Origin of the sequence: Arthrobacter sp. PL16 (assembly GCF_035985055.1) — a bacterium.
GTDB classification, from domain to species: Bacteria; Actinomycetota; Actinomycetes; order Actinomycetales; family Micrococcaceae; genus Arthrobacter_D; species Arthrobacter_D cheniae.
Genome location: NZ_JAXCIC010000015.1, coordinates 1 through 19015, shown reverse-complemented (window position 1 = coordinate 19015; position 19015 = coordinate 1). Strand labels below are relative to the sequence as shown.

The 19015-nt window shown below is 66.1% G+C and carries 16 protein-coding genes and 1 riboswitch; of the genes, 3 read left to right on the top strand and 13 right to left on the bottom strand.

Annotated elements, in window-relative coordinates; genetic code table 11:
* On the top strand, positions 1 to 237 hold a 237-nt coding region (locus RCH21_RS16960; protein ID WP_326965389.1), incomplete at its 5' end, for a hypothetical protein.
* Between the two features lie 398 nt (positions 238 to 635).
* Here the strand turns inward: RCH21_RS16960 and RCH21_RS16955 are convergent.
* The 7 genes from RCH21_RS16955 to RCH21_RS16925 form a co-directional block, all read right to left on the bottom strand.
* Positions 636 to 1631, bottom strand: coding sequence for an ABC transporter substrate-binding protein (locus RCH21_RS16955; protein WP_326965390.1), 996 nt, complete (start codon positions 1629 to 1631; stop codon positions 636 to 638).
* A gap of 62 nt (positions 1632 to 1693) precedes the next feature.
* On the bottom strand, positions 1694 to 3106 hold the full coding sequence (locus RCH21_RS16950; RefSeq protein ID WP_326965388.1) for an NtaA/DmoA family FMN-dependent monooxygenase: 1413 nt from the start codon (positions 3104 to 3106) through the stop codon (positions 1694 to 1696).
* A 9-nt stretch (positions 3107 to 3115) separates the two neighbouring features.
* Positions 3116 to 4222: an LLM class flavin-dependent oxidoreductase gene (locus RCH21_RS16945; RefSeq protein WP_326965387.1), complete on the bottom strand. Its 1107-nt coding sequence runs from the start codon at positions 4220 to 4222 to the stop codon at positions 3116 to 3118.
* Complete coding sequence (locus tag RCH21_RS16940) at positions 4219 to 5046, bottom strand: DUF1684 domain-containing protein (RefSeq protein ID WP_326965386.1); 828 nt, start codon at positions 5044 to 5046, stop codon at positions 4219 to 4221. The genes RCH21_RS16945 and RCH21_RS16940 overlap by 4 nt, the downstream gene beginning before the upstream one ends.
* 98 nt (positions 5047 to 5144) lie before the next feature.
* On the bottom strand, positions 5145 to 6128 hold the full coding sequence (locus RCH21_RS16935) for a transporter substrate-binding domain-containing protein (RefSeq protein ID WP_326965385.1): 984 nt from the start codon (positions 6126 to 6128) through the stop codon (positions 5145 to 5147).
* 44 nt (positions 6129 to 6172) lie between these two features.
* Positions 6173 to 6997, bottom strand: a complete 825-nt coding sequence (locus RCH21_RS16930; RefSeq protein ID WP_326965384.1) for an amino acid ABC transporter ATP-binding protein — start codon at positions 6995 to 6997, stop codon at positions 6173 to 6175.
* Positions 6994 to 8043: an amino acid ABC transporter permease gene (locus tag RCH21_RS16925; RefSeq protein ID WP_326965383.1), complete on the bottom strand. Its 1050-nt coding sequence runs from the start codon at positions 8041 to 8043 to the stop codon at positions 6994 to 6996. The genes RCH21_RS16930 and RCH21_RS16925 overlap by 4 nt, the downstream gene beginning before the upstream one ends.
* 301 nt (positions 8044 to 8344) lie before the next feature.
* Between RCH21_RS16925 and RCH21_RS16920 the strand changes: the two genes are divergently transcribed.
* Both RCH21_RS16920 and RCH21_RS16915 read left to right on the top strand, forming a co-directional pair.
* Positions 8345 to 10336 carry an FAD/NAD(P)-binding protein gene (locus RCH21_RS16920; protein WP_326965382.1) on the top strand — a complete coding sequence of 664 codons (1992 nt, stop codon included), beginning with the start codon at positions 8345 to 8347 and terminating at the stop codon, positions 10334 to 10336.
* 15 nt (positions 10337 to 10351) lie between these two features.
* Positions 10352 to 10882 carry a GNAT family N-acetyltransferase gene (locus RCH21_RS16915; RefSeq protein WP_120150805.1) on the top strand — a complete coding sequence of 177 codons (531 nt, stop codon included), beginning with the start codon at positions 10352 to 10354 and terminating at the stop codon, positions 10880 to 10882.
* 126 nt (positions 10883 to 11008) lie between these two features.
* Here the strand turns inward: RCH21_RS16915 and RCH21_RS16910 are convergent, their stop codons facing one another.
* From RCH21_RS16910 to RCH21_RS16885, 6 genes are all read right to left on the bottom strand, one after another.
* The gene (locus tag RCH21_RS16910; RefSeq protein WP_326965381.1) at positions 11009 to 12214 is read right to left on the bottom strand and encodes a cystathionine gamma-synthase; all 1206 of its coding nucleotides are present in this window, start codon (positions 12212 to 12214) and stop codon (positions 11009 to 11011) included.
* 1 nt (position 12215) lies between these two features.
* Positions 12216 to 13568, bottom strand: coding sequence for an O-acetylhomoserine aminocarboxypropyltransferase/cysteine synthase family protein (locus RCH21_RS16905; RefSeq protein WP_326965380.1), 1353 nt, complete (start codon positions 13566 to 13568; stop codon positions 12216 to 12218).
* A 117-nt stretch (positions 13569 to 13685) separates the two neighbouring features.
* Positions 13686 to 16061, bottom strand: coding sequence for a 5-methyltetrahydropteroyltriglutamate--homocysteine S-methyltransferase (metE, locus tag RCH21_RS16900; protein WP_326965379.1), 2376 nt, complete (start codon positions 16059 to 16061; stop codon positions 13686 to 13688).
* Between the two features lie 46 nt (positions 16062 to 16107).
* Positions 16108 to 17022 carry a methylenetetrahydrofolate reductase gene (locus RCH21_RS16895; protein WP_326965378.1) on the bottom strand — a complete coding sequence of 305 codons (915 nt, stop codon included), beginning with the start codon at positions 17020 to 17022 and terminating at the stop codon, positions 16108 to 16110.
* 103 nt (positions 17023 to 17125) lie between these two features.
* Positions 17126 to 17238: riboswitch (SAM riboswitch) on the bottom strand.
* Between the two features lie 307 nt (positions 17239 to 17545).
* Complete coding sequence (locus tag RCH21_RS16890; protein ID WP_326965377.1) at positions 17546 to 18433, bottom strand: SAM-dependent methyltransferase; 888 nt, start codon at positions 18431 to 18433, stop codon at positions 17546 to 17548.
* A 62-nt stretch (positions 18434 to 18495) separates the two neighbouring features.
* On the bottom strand, positions 18496 to 18639 hold the full coding sequence (locus tag RCH21_RS16885) for a hypothetical protein (RefSeq protein ID WP_326965376.1): 144 nt from the start codon (positions 18637 to 18639) through the stop codon (positions 18496 to 18498).
* Positions 18640 to 19015 lie beyond the last annotated feature (376 nt).

The following is a 19015-nucleotide window of genomic DNA, read 5'->3' as shown; positions in this document are numbered from 1 at the left end:
CACACACGGAATGCGCAGCAACCAGCAAATTCAACCAATCAAAAAACAATCGGTATCAACAAACTTGGCACACTATTGAGTTCTCAAACAACAGGAACGTTCGATTACTTGCAGGCCTGGCGCTTCAACGCCCTGCTTGGCCTGTTTTCCTTCGCCGTTATGTTCATAGCTTATTTCAATTCCTTTTCCCTTGTCAAATCCGCCGCTTTAGCTTATAGCTTGCAAATTCGGATATAACAAAGCAATCCCATGGCAAATAGAGGTCAGATTGCGACTCCATTTGGAGCGCACTGACTGACCGCTGGTTTTTGTAGGGGTTGGCTGCCCTCACCGGGGCAACTCATGAAACATTACACGGCAGATCCTGCTCCGGCAAACCGACAGGGCGTTGCCTGCCTCACTCCGCCCGGCGGCGCCCCGCGCCCACCGGGACAGCCTCGGAAGTCCCGGGTCGAAGCCGTCGGGCGCCGTCAACTGTAGGTACCCGCCAGCAGGTTCCACGCGCCATCCGCGGACGGTCTTCGGGGCTGCATACCGCCGCGGCCTCTTGAGCGGGCGAGCCTGATCCCGCATGACGGCAGCCCGGAGAACCTACTGGTCCGAGTGGTACGAGCCCGGACCAGAGTGGATCAGTCCTACGAACCCAGGCCCGGTGGATTGAGTTCGGACCGTTCGATGGCCTCGGTGGTCAGTCCCCAGCGGTTCAGGATCTCGTCATACGTGCCGTTGTCGATCAGGTGGTTCAGGCCGGCCTGTGCAGCAGCGGCGAATCCATTGCCCTTTTCGGTGGCCACCGCGATGCTGGCCTTTTTCGGCCAGCCGCCGTCGACGAGCCCCACCAGCTTGGATCGGCCGTCCGCCTTGGCCTTGTAGGCGCCGGTAGCGTTGGGGCCGAAGCTCACATCGGCCCGGCCCGATTGCAGTGCCAGCGAGGATGCCGAATCGTCATCGTAGTACTGGAATTCGACCGCCTCCAGCCCATTCTTGGTGTTCTCGGCGTCCCACTCCAGCAGGATCTTCTCCTGGTTCGTCCCCGAACCTACGATCACCCGCAGTCCGGCGACATCCTTCGCCTCCGCGATCTCGCTGATCGGAGAATCTGACGTCGCGTAGAAGCCGAGCAAGTCGTTGCGGTAGCTGGCGAAGTCGAACTTCTGCTTGCGCTCCTCCGTGACGGTGACGTTGCTGATCACGGCCTCGTACTTGCCGGATTCCACGCCAAGGGGCCAGTCGGCCCAGGCAACAGGAATCACCTCCGCCTCGAGGCCCAACGACCCGGCGAGGGCGTAGGCGATGTCCACCTCATTGCCTATCGCGGTTTTGTTGTCGGTCGCGTACAGCGCCAGTGGTGCGGCGAAGGGACTCACAGCAACGCTCAGTTTCCCGTCGGCGCTGACCCCCTCAGGCACAAGTGCCTGCGCCGGAGCCGAGGCGTCGGAGGTGAAGCGGTCCTGCTGCGGCTCGAGGTTGAACTCGACGACGGAGGACGCCGAGGTTGCAGCGTTCACCGGCGTCGGTCCGCCCGCCGCTGCCGATCCGGGATCTGCGCAACCGGCCAGCCCCAGCAGTGCCGGAACGAACAGGGTGGTACCCAGCAATACACCGGGGCGGGAGCGACGAGTGGGCGACATGGCGGTGCTGTTCATGGGGCAGGCCTTTCGGTCCGGTATCGAATGGATCGTGGTGCAGGGCGTCAGCGGACAGCTGGTTCGCCGACGGATGCACGTTCCGGGACCGCGAGGCCCAGGTTCTCGCGCAGGGTGTAACCGCGATATTCCGTGGGGTAGACCCCGCGGTCCTGCAGTTCGGGCACCAGGTGATTGACGATGTCGTCCAGGCCCGTAGGAATCAGCCACGGGGAGATGTTGAAACCGTCGACGGCGCCGACGGCGGCGTAAGCGGCCAGCTTGTCGGCCACCTCGGAGTACGAGCCCACGAAGGAGGCATCTGCCCTTCCGGCTTTGGCACGGACGAATTGCAGGATGCTCTGCTCCTTCTCTGCGGCCTCCTGCCGCCACTGAGCGGTCAGCTCCGCCGCCTTTGCGCCGTGGAATCCGCTGCCGCGGGTCTCCGAGGTCTCCTCGACCGCCGGCCCGACGTCCGGCAGCGGCCCATGCGGGTCCCAGCCGTCCAGCCGCCGGCCCCAGAACTGCTCGAGGTAGGCAACAGCCTGCTGCGGACCGATCTGGAGTTCGCGTACCCACGCCTGTTTCTCCACGGCCTCGGCGCGCGTCGCGGCCAGGATGAATTCGCTGGCCGGCATGATCTTCACCGCGTCAGCCGGACGCCCGGCCCGGACCGTGCGCGCGGTGATGTCCGCCCGGAAGGTAACGGCGTCGTCGAACTGCGGATGTCCGGAGAAGATGACGTCCGCCTGCCGGGCGGCGAAGTCCCGCCCGGCAGGCGAATCTCCGGCCTGGAACAGCACCGGGCGGTACTGGGCGCTGCGGGGCAGGCGGGGGGCGGTATCCACGGTGTAGTGCTGCCCCTGGTGGTGCACGTGGCGTGACGCCCCGCCCTCCGGTCGGCTCCCGTTTGCACCCTGTCGGGCAACGGCGTCCGGCTCCCAGGAGTCCCACACGGCCTTGGCCGTCTCGACGAAAGCCTCCGCGTGGGTGTAGCGATCGGCGTGATCCAGGTAGCCGCCGCGGCGGAAGTTCTCTCCGGTCCAGGCATTGTCGGTCGTCACCACATTCCATGCGGCACGACCCCCGGAGAGCAGATCGAGGGTGGAGAGCCGGTGTGCCAGATCCGCCGGGTCGTTGTAGGTGGTGTTCTGGGTGGCGACCAACCCGATGTGGCTGGTCACGGATGCCAGCGCTGCCAGCATGGTCTGCGCGTCCGGCCTGCCTGCGACGTCCAGTGCGTGCGGCTGGCCGAGGTGTTCCCTCAGGCGTAGTCCTTCACCCAGGAAGAAGGCGGCGAACAGCCCCCGCTCAGCCGTCTGGGCAATTCGGCGGAATGATTCGAAGTCTGTCTGTGAGCCGGATTCGGCTGCCTTCCAGATGGTCCCGGAGTTGACGCCCTGGAAGAAGACGCCGAACTGCAACTCGCCGGTCGGAGTGGAAACACCGGCTTCGGATAGAGCACGGGTGTGCTGTGGCATGAGGTCCCCTTAGTTTTCGGCTGCAGCGGCAATATGGGAATTCGTGTAGCGGCTGGTCGGGCGTGGAAGTCCGAGCAGGTCCCGGAATGTGCCGTCCTGAACCAGGGGACGGAGTGCACCACTGCGCCTCAGTTCCGGGAGGACCAGCCGTGCAAGCTCGTCCAGTTCCACGACGAGCGACGCCGGGTGGAGCCGGACGCCGTCGGCTTCAACCAGAAGCCGGTCAAGGAAGGCGGTCAACCCGCCCGCAGAACCGACGTAGCGCGCACGGTCACCTCCCGGGCCGACCGCCCGCTCCGTCGCCGGCTGCCCTCGGGCGTCCAGGACAACGTCGAGTTCGGCAACAAGCGCAACCGACTGCCCCAGCCGGTCCCGGACGTCCGCGATCTCGGCGGCGAGCAGTTCGGGTGTCGGCGCAGTGACGAGCACAGCGTCGACGGCGTCCGCCGGGACCTGCCCCTCGCCCACGAGCGACGCCGGAACAAGCACAGGCAACTGCCCCTGAAGGGGCCTCGGAATGATGGACGGACCCTTGACCGAGTACGCCGGGCTGATCCCTGTCGGGGTTCGGTAATCGGCATAGTGCAGCTTGTCCGCATCGATATAGCGACCGGTGGAGACGTCACGGATCACGGCGTCGTCCTCCCAGGAGTCCCACAGCCGGCGGGACACCTCTATGGAAGCGGCGGCCTCCAGCGGCAGAGCGGCACCGCTGACGGCGGCACGCCCCACGGCGGCTGCCGCTTCGGACGACTCTGCTGCCGTCGCAATCCAACCGGCACGGCCGCCGGAGATGTAATCGAGGGTCGCGAGCTGAGTGGAGACGTGGAACGGCTCGGTGTAGACGGTGTCCACCTCGGGAACCAGGACGATAGTGCGCGTGATCGGCCCGGCGTAAGCAGCGCGTTGCAGCGCATTCGCCCGACCGGGAAGCGGAGAGTCCGCGAAGGTTGCCACGTGGAAACCAGCGGTCTCGACAGCGAGGACGGCCGCGGCGAGACTCGCGAACACGTCACTTCCTCCCGCCCCCGTACCGTCCCACCCTGCTCCGTCCAGCTCGATGGCCAAAAATCCGGCCCTGCGCGCTTCCAGGGAATAGCCATCTGTCGTGCTCACTGCTGGTCCTCACGTTCGTAGGGAATCTTCTCGCCGGCCTCGACTGCCACCGGCAACCGGTTCTCTGCCGGTGGCAGCGGGCAGGTGGCGAGGTCGGTGTAGGCGCAGGGCAGGTTTACGGCTCGGTTGAAATCAAGCTGCACGGACCCATCTGCGGCTGGGACGACGGAAAGCGAGCGGTTCGCGGCGTAGGTCGTACGCCCGGATGTCCGGTCGGTGAAGAGGACCGACAGAGATCCGGGCGCATGGCCGTTGAAGGCCGTCAACGTCAGTTTTCGACCGGCCAGCTCGAAGCGGATCTCGCCTGGCGCCTCGTAGACGTGCTGCACACCTTCGACGACGGCCCCCACGGTAGTGGGCCGGGGCGCGTGGAACGGCACGAATGCGCCGGCGACGGCGAATCCCGGGTCCGGTGCGTAGGTGGGCGTTCCGCGGTAGTTCCGCAACAGTCCGTTTGCGGGATTGCGCGGCCTGACGATGTACCTGCCGCCTCGCTTGGCCACCTCGATCACCGAGCTTCCGGCCGTGAGATCGATTCCACCCCTCTCCTCGATGGGGCCGAAACCGATCGTGGTGCCGTCCTCCGGGTTCAGTTCCTGCCCGTCGCGCTGCAGGCTCTCGCCGGCCGTCAACAGGATGCGGACGGAGTCGCCCTCCACACTCCACCTTCCGGGAGCACCTGCCAGCCGGACGGCGGAGCTGGTCAACCAATGCAAGTGGCTGACCGCGAGGAAGCCGTGCGGGTTTGCACGCTGGCGTTCGTGGGCCGCGTGCCACTGCTCCCAGGCGGCGGTGAAGGGCGCCGTATCAGTGTGCGTAGGCATGGTTGCTCCTGTTCATGGGGTGGGTAGCGTCGGGGTGGCTGCCATTGGGTTTTTCACGTGCCGGCTGATGTCCAGTACCTGGAACTTCATGGCTGTACCTACTTGCCGAAGTTCGCGGCGTTGACCACGTCCGACCCAGGGATGGCCTCGTCGGTCAGGCCCCAGCGCTCCAGTACCTTCGCGTAGCTGCCGTCCTCGATGACGGAGTCGATGGCTCCCGCGATGGGCTCGACGAGCCCGTTGCCGCGCAGGGTGGTCGCCGCGACCAGGGTCTCCGATGGCCAGCCTGCGTTCACCCTGCCGACGATCTTCAGGTCATCGCGCGTGTTCTCGCGGTAGCTGGCGCTCGGATACGGAGAGAGGTTCAGGTCCAGGCGACCGGAGGACAGAGCCAGGATAGTGTCCGCATCATTGCCGTAATACTGCAGTTCGGCCGGGGACTCGCCCGCGTCCTCGAGCTCCTCGTTCCAGGCCAGCAGGATCTTCTCCTGGTTGGTACCGGAGCCGACGGCGACCTTCTTGCCCGAGATATCAGCAGATCCGTCAACAACGAGGTCTGAATCCCTGCGGGCTTCGAAGGCCATGAAAGCGGCCCGGTAGGGGGCGAAATCGAACAGTTGGACGCGATCGGCGTTGATTCCGACGTTCGAGAACACGGCTTCGAAATCGCCGGACTGCGTCTTCAGCGGCCAGTTCTCCCAGGAGGTGGCCTGCAGGTCCAATTCCAGACCGAGCTTGTCCGCGACCAGCTGTGCGATGTCCGTCTCATTGCCGATCACGGTCTTGTCGTCCGTTGCGTAGACGGACAGCGGAGTTGCGAACGGGCTCACGGCAACGGTCAGTTTTCCGTCCTCGGCGATGTCGGCCGGAACCTGCGCGGCCAGGACAGCGTCCTTCTCCGTGCGGATGCGGTTCTGTTCAGGTGCCAGGTTGTAGACGACGCCGTTGGCTGCCGGCTCGGCAGACGCGCTGGTTCCGCCGGGCGCGCCCGCTGCCTCCGGGTCGGCGCAGCCGGCCACGGCCAGCAGGACGGCGGCTACCGCGGACAGAGCCGGGATCGGTCGAGACTTCGTAGGTGTCACAGGTTTTCCCCTTGCGTGGATGTGGGTCGGGAGTCTTTTCGGTGTCAGAGGTTGAAAGCCGGTTCGATCACTTTCGAGAGAAAAGCCTTGGTGCGCTCGTGCCGGGGTGCACCGAAGATCTGCAGCGGGGTGCCCTCCTCGACGATCTGCCCCTGGTCCATGAACACCACGCGGTCGGCGACGTCCCGGGCAAAGCCCATCTCATGCGTGACGACGATCAGCGTGGTGCCGGAATCGGCCAGGTTGCGGATCACATCCAGTACTTCACCGACCAGTTCCGGGTCCAGCGCTGATGTGGGTTCGTCGAACAGGACGACCTTCGGCTCCAGGGCCAGGGCCCGGGCGATCGCCACGCGCTGCTGCTGGCCACCTGAGAGCTGGCGCGGGTAGACGTCGGTCTTGTCCGACAGACCGACACGCTCGAGCAGTTCGAGGGCACGTGCGCGGGCCTGACCCTTGGAGCGGTGCTGGGCGTAGATGGGGGCTTCGATGATGTTCTCGACGGCGGTCAGGTGCGGGAAGAGGTTGAAACTCTGGAACACCATGCCGATGTGCGTGCGTTGAGCCAGGATTTCCCTTTCCCTCAGCTCGTGGAGCTTCCCACCGCGGGCCCGGTAGCCCATCAGGTCGCCGTCCACGGCGATGTGGCCGGCGTCGACCTTCTCGAGGTGGTTGATGGTGCGCAGCAGCGTGGACTTGCCTGACCCGGAAGGGCCCAGGATCACCACGACTTCGCCCGGGTGCACGGTCAGGGTGACCCCGCGCAGCACCTCGACGTGGCCGAACGCCTTGTGTATGTTTTTGATCTCCACCAGCCCTCGGGTGCCTGTGGCACCCGGTTCGAGGACCGGAACGGCTGGCTGGTTCATCGGGCGACCTCGGCTGTCCTGGCATGGGTGGAGAGGAAGCGCTTGACTCGCTGCAGCGGGGTTGGTGGCAGCGTGCGTACGGCGCCCTTCGAGTAGTGGCGCTCGATGTAGTACTGGAACACGCTGAGCACCGACGTGATGACGACGTACCAGATGGTGGCGACCAGCAGGAGGGGCAGCACTTGCTGGGTGCGGTTGTAGATGACCTGCACCGTGTAGAACAGCTCGGAGTAGGCGAGCACGTAGACGATGGACGTGCCTTTGACCAGACCGATGATCTCGTTGAAGGCCGTGGGCAGGATCGAACGCATGGCTTGCGGCAGCACGATTCGCGTAGACCGACGCCAGGTTGGGATGCCCAGGGCAGCAGCTGCCTCGAGTTGGCCCTGGTCGACGGCAAGGATGCCGCCTCGAATGATCTCCGACGAATAGGCTGCCTGGTTCAGCGTCAGGCCCAGGATCGCAGCCGCGAACTGACTGATGAGGGTCGTTGTCTGCATCTCGAAGAAACGTACGTCCGTGAAGGGGATCCCCAGCGACACCTTCTCGTACAGGTAGCCGAGGTTGTACCAGAGCAGCAGCTGCACCAGGAGCGGCGCGGAGCGGAAGATCCAGGAGAACGTCCAGGACACCGAGACCAGCAGCGGCGAGGAGGACAGCCGCATCAGCGCCAGGATGAAACCCAGGATGAACCCGAGGGTCCCGGCGATGGCCGTCAGCTTCAAGGTCTCGCCCAGGCCGCGGAGCACGGACTCGGCCGTGAACCACTGGGCGACGACGTCCCATTCCCAGCGCGGGTTGGTCAGCAGGGACCACAGGATCGCGGCGACGAACAGGGCCACCAGTCCTGTGCCGACCCACCGCCACGGGTGACGGGCAGGCACCACGGGATAGCCGGAGTAGTCCCATGCCGCGAGCGGTCCGGGACCATCCGAACCCGCGGGGCTGCGCAGGGCAGCGACTCCAGGCTCAGGAGACTGAGGCAGGGCAGCTTCAGTGGCCGCCATCTCCGGGCGGGTCTGACTGTTCGGCGCTACGGCATTCATCTGCCACCTCCCTCTGGTCCCGCAGTCCTGCCCTGAATGGTGCAGTTCACTGCTTCCATACCCGGAACGACCGGGCCGATTGGCTGAACCTAGAACACACGGACAGGTCCCTCAAAAAGAGCGTTCACATGAGGTAAGCCGACGACGTATAGGCCTCGTCGGTGACATATTCCGAGGCTTGTATGACCCCTTGTTGCGTCATGTTGCTGCCGGTGAAGGACGGTTACGGACATTCGTCGTCGGCTCGCCGGCAACTCCTAGGATGGGCCTGAATGCAGGCCGGAACCCGGGAAGGAGCACCATGACGATCGACAGAGCGCCGGGGCCCGGGACGCACGAGGACCGGAAGTCCATCGTCCTCATCGGTGGTGGTCCCCGGGCCGCACTCGTTCTCGAACGTCTCGTCGCCAACCGTCCGGCACTCTTCGACGGGCCGCTGGCCGTGCATGTCGTCGAGCCGTACCGACCTGGCTCCGGCCGCATCTGGCGAGAGGACCAGAGCCCGTTGCTGAAGCTCAATTCCATGGCGTCGGACGTCACCATGTTCACTGACGACTCCGTGCAGTGCGCCGGTCCCGCCCTGGCAGGACCCGGCCTCGTCGAGTGGGCCCGCGGAATCGTGGACGGCAGCATCTCGGACGTGCACATACCCGACCAGGATCTGGCCCGCCAGATCCATACCCTCCGCCCCACGACGTTCCCGACGCGCCGGATCCAGAGCCTGTACCTCGAATGGTTCTTCCATCGCTGTGTCCGGGCCCTGAGCCCGCAGGTGCCCGTGACCGTGCACCAGGACCTGGCTGTACACGTCATTGCCGAAGGCGGCGGTTATGAAGTGACGCTGTCCACGGGAATCGTTCTGAGGGCGGACGCCGTCGTGATTTCGGTGGGACACACGGATTCCGCTCCGGATACCGAATCCACCCGCCACGTCGACTTCGCTGCCCGGCACGGACTCTTCTACGCCCCACCCGGATATACGAACGACGTCGACTTCTCCGACCTGCAACCAGGACAGGAAGCGATAGTCTCCGGCATGGGACTGGCCTTCATCGATCTGGTCGTCCTGACCATGGAAGGCCGAGGCGGCTCCTTCGTCGAAGCACCGGGCGGCGAGTTGCGGTACGTCCCCTCGGGAAACGAACCGGTCCTTTGGGCCGGCTCCCGCCGCGGGATCCCGTACCGGTCCAAGATCAGCTCTGAGCTGTGCGGGGAACCAGCCGGCACCCCACGGTATTTGACTGCCGGCGCCGTCGCCGCACTGCTCGAGATCCATGACCAGCTCGATTTCCAGCAGCATCTGTGGCCTCTGCTGGCGAAGGACGCTGCTCTGGGCTACTACCGTGAGCTCTTCACCGGGCACCCCGATCGTGTAACCCTGGCGTGGGCCGATTTCCTGCCACTCTTCGACGCCACCGCCTGGTACTCGGACGAGCGGCGAGCCTTGGTGGACCGATTCGTCCCCGAAGCTGCCGACCGCCTCGAGTTCGAGGAATTCGACCATCCGTTGGCTGACGTCTCCTTTTCCGGCCCCGAGGACCTGCAGGAAAAGGTGGCCGAGCACATCCGCGAGGACCTCCGGCTGCGCGACGGCGGCGCGAACTCGGAGACTCTTGGCCTGTTCCTGGGATTGCTGCACGTCTACTTCGAACTGGCTCGGCTCGTGCCACCGGACGCGCTCACGCCCGCATCGCGCGGGCTGGTCAGCGGCTGGTGGCACGGTTTCTTCAGCTACGTCGATTCCGGCCCGCCGGCCCGCCGCCTGAGGGAACTGCTGGCTGTGCACCAGGCCGGCTTCGTCAGGTTCATCGGTCCCCAACTGCAGGTTGCCGCTGATGAAAAGGTTGGACTCTTCACGGCATCCTCCCCGCGGGTTCCCCACATCGTGTCGGCGACCGCGCTCATCGAAGCCCGGCTACCCAGCCCTTCCATGACAGGTTCGGTCAATCCGCTGCTGAAGTCCCTGTCCGAATCCGGCCTCGGCTGCGAGGAACGCACCGGCAGGGACCCGGGAACCGGCAGCACCGGCAGATTGCTGGTGGACTCCTCCTCACGGATTGTCGCACCGGACGGCAGTACACGGCAGGGCCTGTACGCCGTCGGACCGGCGACCTCGGGCTGGAGCGGCGGGGCGTTTTCCCGGCCGAACAGCAACGCCGCACCGTTCCGCGACAGTGACGCCCTGGCGCGGAGGATTCTCACTGACCTGGCAAAGGCGCCCGAAACTCAGGATGTCTTCTCCAGCACCCGGTTGGCAGCCAGTATCACCGTGCTGCACTCCTCATTGGCCTGAATCGGAGGATCCTTGATGACACACACCCCGGCGTCCGGAGCCCTGCCGGATCTGACAGTGCTCCACCTGCCGCTCGAGGATCCCCGCGTGCAGCCGCTGGTGGAAGGACTCACGCGCGAGTACGACCGCAGGTACGGCAGCATGTTCGGTGGCGCCAGTGCGGAGATGCGCCGCTATCCGGCCGTCGAATTCGCGGCCCCGCACGGCGCGCTGCTGATCCTGCAGGAGGACGAGCGGACCGTGGCCGGTGGGGCCTTCCGCCGCCACGACGAGCAGACCGCCGAACTCAAGCGAATCTGGACCCACACCGGGTACCGCCGCCGGGGCTTGGCTCGCCGGGTGCTGGACGAGCTCGAGGCGGAGGCAGCGCGCCGCGGATATCGCCGGATCTACCTGACCACGGGTCCACGCCAGCCCGAGGCGAAGAATCTCTACCTGGCCACCGGCTACAGCCCGGGATTCGACCTCGCTGCCGACCCGGCAGCCGTGAAGCACCTGGTGTTCACCAAGGAACTGCCCGCAGAAGGAATCGGGGTAGAGGCCTGACCACGGGGAGAATCGACACCCACGAAGGCCGACGGCGTCCAGCTGCCTCCTTGCCCCGGGGTCGTCGGGTTGCGGACACGACCCGAAGCGCCGACGTCGCTGCCGGGCCGTTCCGCTCGATCAGGATCAAGCGCTGAGAACTACGGCCCTCCCGGAGAGTTCACGTGCTCTCTGCAACGCGGCCGCCAGATCCTGCTGCAGGTCAGGAAGGTCCTCGACGCCGACCGACAGTCGAACGAGATCAGTCGGTACCGCCAGTGCGGTTCCGCGCACCGAGGCGTGCGTCATCTCGGAGCAGTAGCAGACCAGCGATTCCACTCCACCGAGGCTGACCGAGAGCGCGAACAGACGCGTGGACTCTGCGAAGGTGCGAGCAGCAGCCTCTCCTGCGCTGAAACGCAACGAGACGATTCCGCCGAACCCTGACATCTGCTGCGCCGCCAGGGCGTGGCCCGGGTGCTCGGGTAGTCCGGGATACAGCACCTCGGCCACACCGGGCTGGTCCCGGAGCCACTCGGCGAGCGCCTGGGCGTTCGCATTGTGCCGCTCCATGCGCAGGCCGAGGGTCTTGAGTCCGCGGGCGGCCAGGAAGCAGTCCTGTGGCCCGGCGACTGCACCGCCGGCAAATTGCTGGTACCCCACGGACTCCGCCAACGCCTTGCCGCGAAAGGCTCGGTCCGCTACCACGACGGCACCGCCGAGTACATCCGAGTGCCCGCCGATGTACTTGGTCGTCGAGTGCACCACCACGTCCGCGCCGAGGTCCAGGGGTCGCTGCAGGTAGGGCGAAGCGAAGGTGTTGTCCACGACCAGCAGCGCCCCGGCGTCGTGCGCCAACCTGGCCCAGCCGATCAGGTCCGCGATACCGAGCAGCGGATTCGACGGCGTCTCCACCCAGAACAGTGCGGTGGAACCTGGCCTCACTGCGGCGCCCACAGCTGTCAGGTCCGTGATGTCCACGGCCGTGTTCGTGACACCCCAGGGCCCCAGGAGCCCGTTGATGAGCCGGTTCGTCCCGCCGTAGCCGTCCCCGCCGAGCACGATGTGGTCGCCGGGCTTGAGCAGGGCACGCAGCAGCGCGTCCTCGGCTGCGAGGCCGGAGGCGAAAGCGAAAGCGGCCGTCCCGCGTTCCAGCGCGGCCAGCTGGGTTTCGAACCCGTTGCGGGTGGGGTTCGATCCCCGGCTGTACTCGTGGCCGGCGCGCAGCACGTTGATACCGTCCTGCACGAAGGTGGAGGTCTGGTAGATCGGTGGGATCACCGCTCCGGTCAACGGATCCGGTTCCTGTCCGGCGTGGACGGCGGTGGTGTTGAATCCCGAGTACTGAGCCATCTCAGGCGCCGGTTCCTGCGTGGCCGACGGCGGCGAGGGGTCCGCCCGTCGGCTCGGCGACCCCGGCCAGCGGGGCCAGTGCCAGGTCCAGGTCCGCGACGAGATCCGCCGCGGCTTCCAGCCCTACGGAGAGCCTGATGGTGCTCCCCGTGATGCCGGCGCCGGCGCGCTGCTCCGGACTCAGTCGGCAGTGCGTCATGGAGGCCGGGTGCGCCACCAGGGATCGGGTGTCCCCCACATTGGCTACAAGCTTGAACAGCCGCAGCCGGTCGATGAACGGCCCGACGTGCTCCTGGTCCGCGGCCAGATCGAAGGAGAACACGCTGCCTGCCCCGGCCGGAAAATCCCTGGCGAGGAGTTCGGCCTGGGGGTGGCCCGGGGTGGAGGGGTGGTGCACTGCGGCGACGGCCGGGTGGCCTGCCAGGAACTGGATCACCTCTCGGGTGTTCTGCCCGTGCCGGGCCACCCGGATGTCCAGGGTTTCCAGCCCCTGCAGAATCTGGGCGGCGCTGGCCGGAGCGAGCGAGGGACCGAGATCGTGCAGGTACTTGCTGCGTGCCAGCGCCAGGTAGGCGCCGTGGCCGTGGCGGTCCCAGAGGATCGCTCCGCCGTAACGGCGCTTCGGTCGCGTGATCTGCGGCCACTTGTCCGGGTAGGCAGCGAAGTCGAAGCGTCCGCCGTCGACCACCGCACCGGCGAGGGTTGTCCCGTGCCCGCCGAGGAACTTCGTGGCGGAGTAGACGACGACGTCGGCTCCATGGTCCAGCGGTCGGTACAGCGCCGGAGTCGCCAGGGTGTTGTCCACCACCAATGGGATCCCGGCATCATGGGCCGCCGTTGCAATTGCGGGAAGGTCCTGCAGCGTTGCCATCGGATTGCCGATGGACTCGGTCAGGAACGCCCTGGTCGTAGGGCGGACCGCCGCGCGCCAGGCACCCGGGTCCGCCGGGTCGGCGAAGCTGACCTCGATCCCGAAATCCGCGAAGGTGTCCGTGAGCAGGTCCACCGTTCCTCCGTACAGCTTCGAGGAGGCGACGATGTGCTGACCTCCCTGCACAAGGGACAGCAGGGCGACGGCGACCGCTGCCTGCCCTGTGGCGGTTGCCAGCGCGCCGACGCCGCCGTCGAGTGCTGCCATCCGATTCTCGAGCACCGCAACGGTCGGATTGCCTGTCCGGCTGTAGGTGAAGCCGGGTTCCTCGAGCGCGAACATCCGCCGGGCCGATGCGTAATCCGGGAACTCGTACGCGGCGGTCTGGTAGATGGGTACCGCTATCGGCCGGTAGGGGGCCTGCGGTTCGTAACCTGCATGGATTTGGGAGGTGGCTGTACAGCCAGGGTCGCCGGTGCTCATGGAGAGGGCTCCTTCGTCAGCGGTAGTCACATGGTCGGGGTCGAGATGCGGGGGCAGGGCTGCGCAGGCAGTCCTGCCCCCGGGATGCAGAAGCGGAGCAGCGGGTCCGCGGACCGGTCAGGAATGTGCCAGGGCCTGCTCGATCTCCCCAATGTCTGTGCCCTCCCGCACAGTCCTGGCTGCAGCGACGAGGTTGCGCAGCGACACCACGGTCTCCTCGTAGCCCCGGGTCTTCAGGCCACAGTCCGGGTTGATCCACAACTGCTGCGCGGGGAGGGCAGCCAGCGCCGTGCGGATGAGAGCGGTGATCTCCTGCTCAGAGGGCACGCGCGGCGAGTGGATGTCGTATACGCCAGGGCCGATTCCGCGGGAATAGCCGAAACCGGCCAGGTCCTCGACGACCTCGAGGCGTGAGCGGGCGGCCTCGATGCTGGTGACGTCCGCGTCCAGCCCATCGATGGCCGAGATCACTTCGCCGAATTCCGAGTAGCACAGGTGCGTGTGGATCTGTGTCTGGTCAGCCGCGCCCGCAGTCGCCAGACGGAAAGCCCGGACCGACCACGTCAGGTATGCCTGGTGGTCCGCCGAGCGTAGCGGCAACAGTTCGCGCAGGGCGGGCTCGTCAACCTGCACGATCGCGATCCCGGCAGCCTCGAGGTCGGCGATCTCATCCCGCAACGCCAGCGCCACCTGATTGGCGGTATTACCCAGCGGCTGGTCGTCACGAACGAAGGACCAGGCGAGGATGGTGACAGGACCGGTGAGCATGCCCTTGAGCGGCCGCTCGGTCAACGACTGCGCGAAGCTGATCCACGGCACCGTGAAGGCCTGCGGACGGGACACGTCACCCCACAGGATGGACGGACGCGTGCAGCGCGAGCCGTAGGACTGCACCCAACCCTGCTCGGTGGCCGCGAAACCGTCGAAGTTCTCCGCGAAGTACTGGACCATGTCGTTGCGCTCCGGCTCGCCGTGCACCAGCACATCCAGCCCAAGGCCCTCCTGCAACTGCACGACGCGCGCGATCTCCTGCCGCAGGAACTGGTCGTACTCCGCCTGGGAGATGCTGCCATTGCGCACCGCAGCCCGGGCACCTCGCACCTCGCCGGTCTGGGGGAAGGAACCGATCGTGGTGGTCGGCAGCACCGGCAGTCCCAGCCGTTGCTGCTGTACCTCGGCTCTCCGTTCAGCGGGGCCTCGGGTGAAGGCCTCCTCGGTCAGATCGCGCGTACGGTTGCGCACCCGGTCGACGACGACGCCGTCGAAGCGCGCCCGCTGACGAAGCGCCGCATCGGCGTCCTGCAGTTGCGCGGCAACGGACGGTCGGCCCCCGTCCAGACCTCGCGCCAGCACCACCGCCTCACGCACCTTCTGGTCCGCGAAGGAGAGCCAGGCCGGCAGGTGCTCCGGCAGGGCCGTCTCGGCCTGCACATCATGCGGTACATGCAGCAGCGAGGTGGACGTCGCCGCCGTGACCACGGTGCCTGTCACACCCTGCAGGTGCTCCAACACCTCCAGCGAGGCCTGCAAATTGTTCCGCCAAACATTCCTGCCATCGACCACGCCGGCAACCAGACGTGTCGTGCCCAACGCCTGCAGCGCCTCGGCGGAAGGCTTGGCCCCCTTGACGAGATCCGCATGTACAGCCTCGACACCGGCAGTCGCGAGCACAGCGAGCGCCTCACCTGGCTTTGCCGGGTTGCCGGCGGTGCCGTAGCCGGTGGTGACCAGTAGTGCCGGGCGTTCTGCGGTCCCTGCCAGCTGCCGATACACCCGCTCGACCAGCCCGCCCGGGGCTGCCAACGCACCGCCGCGATCGCCGACCAAGCCCGGCTCATCCAGCTGCACCCACTCGGCCCCTGCCTCCGCCAGTGACGCGAGAATACCCGCGTACGCCACGACTGCGTCGTAGATACGGGACAGCGGGTCGAACCCTTCGGGCGAACCCTCTTCTGCCTTGGCGAGCAGCAGATACGTGATGGGCCCCACCAGCACCGGACGCAACACCACGCCGCGCTCCCGCTGCCGCCGGACGGTCGCTGTCAGCCGATGCGCCCCAGCCGAGAATGTCGTCGCCGTGCCGATCTCGGGCACAAGATAGTGGTAGTTCGAATCGAACCACTTGGTCAGCTCCAGCGGTGCGCGGTCGCCGTCCCCGCGCGCCAGCGTGAAATATTCAGCAGTGCCAACGGAACCGTCATCGCCGGCCAGGTCAGCGAAACGGGCCGGCAGGGCTCCCAGCGCAGCAGTAGCATCCAGCACCTGATCGTAGAGCGCGAAGTCGGCCGGGATGGAGGAGTCCGCAGCGCTCAGGCCCAACTCGACCAGACGCGCGACCGTGCGGTCCTGCAGTTCGTCAGCAACGCGCTGCAGACCCGCCTCATCGATTCCGCCTGCCCAGTACGATTCGACCGCCCTCTTGAGCTCTCGGTTCGGTCCGATGCGCGGGTAGCCAAGAATTGTCGCGGCGGGGAAAGTACATTCGGTGCTCATGAAGTTCTCCTTCGTACGTAAGGTGAGGTCTGGTCTCTAGGCCGGCTCAAGCCGGGACGACGTCGGCGAGTGTGCGGATAGCCGGCAGGTCGAGCTGCTCGATGACCTCGACGGACGCGCGGTGGTCATTGAAGGTATAGAGGTGCAAGCCGGGGGCTCCTCCATCGAAGGCTGCCTGTGCCAGCACGGCCGCCGCCTGCACACCGATCCGCCGACGTTCGACGCCGTCCGACGCCGTTTCCAACCGGTGCAGTAGTGCTTTGTCCGGACGCACCCCGGTCATAACGGCAAGACGTTCCAGCCGACCGACGTTGGCCATGGGCATCACGCCAGGAATGATCGGCATCGTGACGCCGGCGGCACTGGCCGCTGTAACCAGCCGGGCATAGTGCGTGGGATCGAAATAGACCTGTGTGATGGCGAAGTCTGCGCCGGCACGCTGCTTGGAGACCAACACCTCGATATCGTGCAGGAACGACGGCGATTCGGGGTGCCGATTCGGGTAAGCGGCTACACCCACTGCTAGCCTGCCGCCCGCCAAGGTGGCGGTGTGCCGGCCCTCGATGTCCCGGATCAGCTCCACCAGGAAGCGGGCGAATGGCAGATCGCCGCGGGCTACGTCCGCATCCTGTGGCAGGTCCCCTCGGAGCGCCAGCAACCCCCTCACTCCCAGTCCGAGGAACTGCCGCACCAGCAGCTCCAGACTCTCGCGTGTTTCACCCACGCAGGTCAGGTGAGCGAGCGGACGTAGCCTGGTGTTGCGGACGAGGTGCTCGATCAGGTCGATCGATGCCCGACGACGCTCGGGCGTGCCGCTGAAAGTCACCGACACGTAGTCGGGGTTCGTAGCCGAAAGCTCGTCGATTGTACGAAGTACGGCCTCGGCTGCCTTTGGGGTGGCCGGCGGGTACAGCTCGTAGGACAAGGATGGCGGTGTCGCTGCCCACTCGTTCGATGTCATTCCACTCCTCGATACGGCCGAGGGAGGGAATCAGCGAACGGATTGAGAACCAGCGATGCCTGGCTGCAAGCACGCTGGGACTTCAGCTTTGTTCACTGATGTGTCTCCATCGGTTCTGGCAGGAGCACCGCTTCCGCTGCTCTCCCTGGTGGGAGGACAGTCGAATGGTTGCTGCGGCGTCAACAAGCCAGATCTCTCGGCCGCTCTTGATGGTTTGTAGGACTACTCTAAGCAGCGCGCACGTCCCCGGCGCAAAGCTGCGGCGAGATGGCGTTGCATGACGTTTTCTGACGCGTACTCCTTAACCTGGGCCACATTCCGCGTCACATTCGTCACATTTGACTCCGTGGCGGAGCGGCCGGACGGCAGCGTCATGGCAAGTCTGGAACAGACTGCGTGACGACGACGGCGTCGCCGCAAGCACTGGTGCACTCGGCGCGCTGACCGAGGCGAACCGCCTATACCGGACCGTGCGCGAGTGACGAACCGGATTGCACGTCAGTGACCGCAGTGGTGCGGGCAATCAGGCCGGCTCCTCATGCGCTGATGTGCCGGGGCCGCGTGGTTCCCCGTTCTCCCCAGCCTTCGACAGGGTGAATATCCCATAGCGCATGGCCCCCGTGCGGTAGGCCAGGATCAGGCGGGGAATGCTCAGTAGGAACATGCGATTGCGTCCGCCAAGGGCGAGGCGACGGGTGTGGCGATCGACGAGCAACGCCTTCACGAGTCGGCGGGCGCAGATCGTCCATGTCCGCGCGACGCGGCTGCTGACATCCTCGTAGCCGGCGATCGCAAAGCCCGCTGCTATCGCCATGGCCTCATAATCCTCGCGCGTACCCATCGAGGGCAGGCGCCCTTCGCGGCAGATCGGCTCGAGCAGGTGCCGAACCTTCCAACCGCCGGCATCTGTCTCGGCGAGCCACGCGCAGACCACGAACCGGCCGCTGGGCGACAGCACGCGATGCGCCTCGGCGAAGAACCTGGGCTTGTCGACCATGTGCTCGCTCGATTCGATGGCCCAGGCGGCATCGGCTGAGGCATCGGTCAGCCCGTTGACGAGCCAATCGCGGAGATGGATGACCACATCGGCTACGGGATGCGCGGCGGCGAAGATGGTCTGCTCGGCGGACAGTGTCAAGCCGGTAACGCGAACCCTGCGTGTGATCGCGAGCTGCCTTGCGGTGGAGCCATAGCCGCAGCCGATGTCGACGCACGCCTCGCCGGGCATCAGGCCCAATCGATCACCGACAGTGTCGACCAAAGCCTCGACAGCTTCGGCGGGTGTCTCGCGACCCGTCCCCCATAGCCCGTGATGGACATGCTCGCCCCACACCCGACGATAAACCGGATCGAGCTCGTCGTAGTGATCCGCGACCGCCACGGCGTGCTGGGAAATTCTGGGGACGATCACGTGATCACAGTACGACGCCGGTTCACCCCATCGGAAGGTCTCGACTCAGAACTCCTTAGCTTTCAGTTCGCCACGCTGGAACTGGGCCCCACCATGGAGGAATCGAGCAACGCGCCCGCCACCGATGGCGGCCCTTCACTGTTCACTAGGATCTCGGCCCTCTTGAGCGCATCGGCGCTTGCGGCGAGAGCGGTTGGACGCTCCATCTCTCGCAATGTGTTGCATCGAGGAACGGCGGCGCCGGCGATCCAACCCATCAGATACCTCCGGACGGCGGGTCAGCACGCGCTGAGATGAAGCCACTCCCCGCGAACTGGAACCAGGGAACCGCTAACCGCCTGGTTGCTTGCCCTCCGTCGACGCATGCCGCCGCTGTGCTGTGTAGCGGGCCGGTCGCAGTGCGCGTGGCGGGCGGACCGGAGTGGTGGTCGCGCGGCGGGCGCCCCGCTGTGGTGGCCGGTGTGGTGTGTCGGTCTGCCCGTAAACCTGGGGTTAACGTACGGAAGGCCCCGCACCTGGTGGTGTGGGGCCTTTCGTGTAATGGTTGTCCGGCGGTGTCCTACTCTCCCACACTCTCTCGGG

Bases quoted from the DNA above. Each gene is read 5' to 3' on its own strand.
- RCH21_RS16955 (WP_326965390.1), bottom strand. From the start codon at position 1,631: ATGTCGCCCACTCGTCGCTCCCGCCCCGGTGTATTGCTGGGTACCACC.
- RCH21_RS16920 (WP_326965382.1), top strand. From the start codon at position 8,345: ATGACGATCGACAGAGCGCCGGGGCCCGGGACGCACGAGGACCGGAAG.
- RCH21_RS16885 (WP_326965376.1), bottom strand. From the start codon at position 18,639: ATGGAGCGTCCAACCGCTCTCGCCGCAAGCGCCGATGCGCTCAAGAGG.
- RCH21_RS16905 (WP_326965380.1), bottom strand. From the start codon at position 13,568: ATGAGCACCGGCGACCCTGGCTGTACAGCCACCTCCCAAATCCATGCA.
- metE (WP_326965379.1), bottom strand. From the start codon at position 16,061: ATGAGCACCGAATGTACTTTCCCCGCCGCGACAATTCTTGGCTACCCG.
- RCH21_RS16940 (WP_326965386.1), bottom strand. From the start codon at position 5,046: ATGCCTACGCACACTGATACGGCGCCCTTCACCGCCGCCTGGGAGCAG.
- RCH21_RS16930 (WP_326965384.1), bottom strand. From the start codon at position 6,997: ATGAACCAGCCAGCCGTTCCGGTCCTCGAACCGGGTGCCACAGGCACC.
- RCH21_RS16925 (WP_326965383.1), bottom strand. From the start codon at position 8,043: ATGAATGCCGTAGCGCCGAACAGTCAGACCCGCCCGGAGATGGCGGCC.
- RCH21_RS16910 (WP_326965381.1), bottom strand. From the start codon at position 12,214: ATGGCTCAGTACTCGGGATTCAACACCACCGCCGTCCACGCCGGACAG.
- RCH21_RS16950 (WP_326965388.1), bottom strand. From the start codon at position 3,106: ATGCCACAGCACACCCGTGCTCTATCCGAAGCCGGTGTTTCCACTCCG.
- RCH21_RS16915 (WP_120150805.1), top strand. From the start codon at position 10,352: ATGACACACACCCCGGCGTCCGGAGCCCTGCCGGATCTGACAGTGCTC.
- RCH21_RS16895 (WP_326965378.1), bottom strand. From the start codon at position 17,022: ATGACATCGAACGAGTGGGCAGCGACACCGCCATCCTTGTCCTACGAG.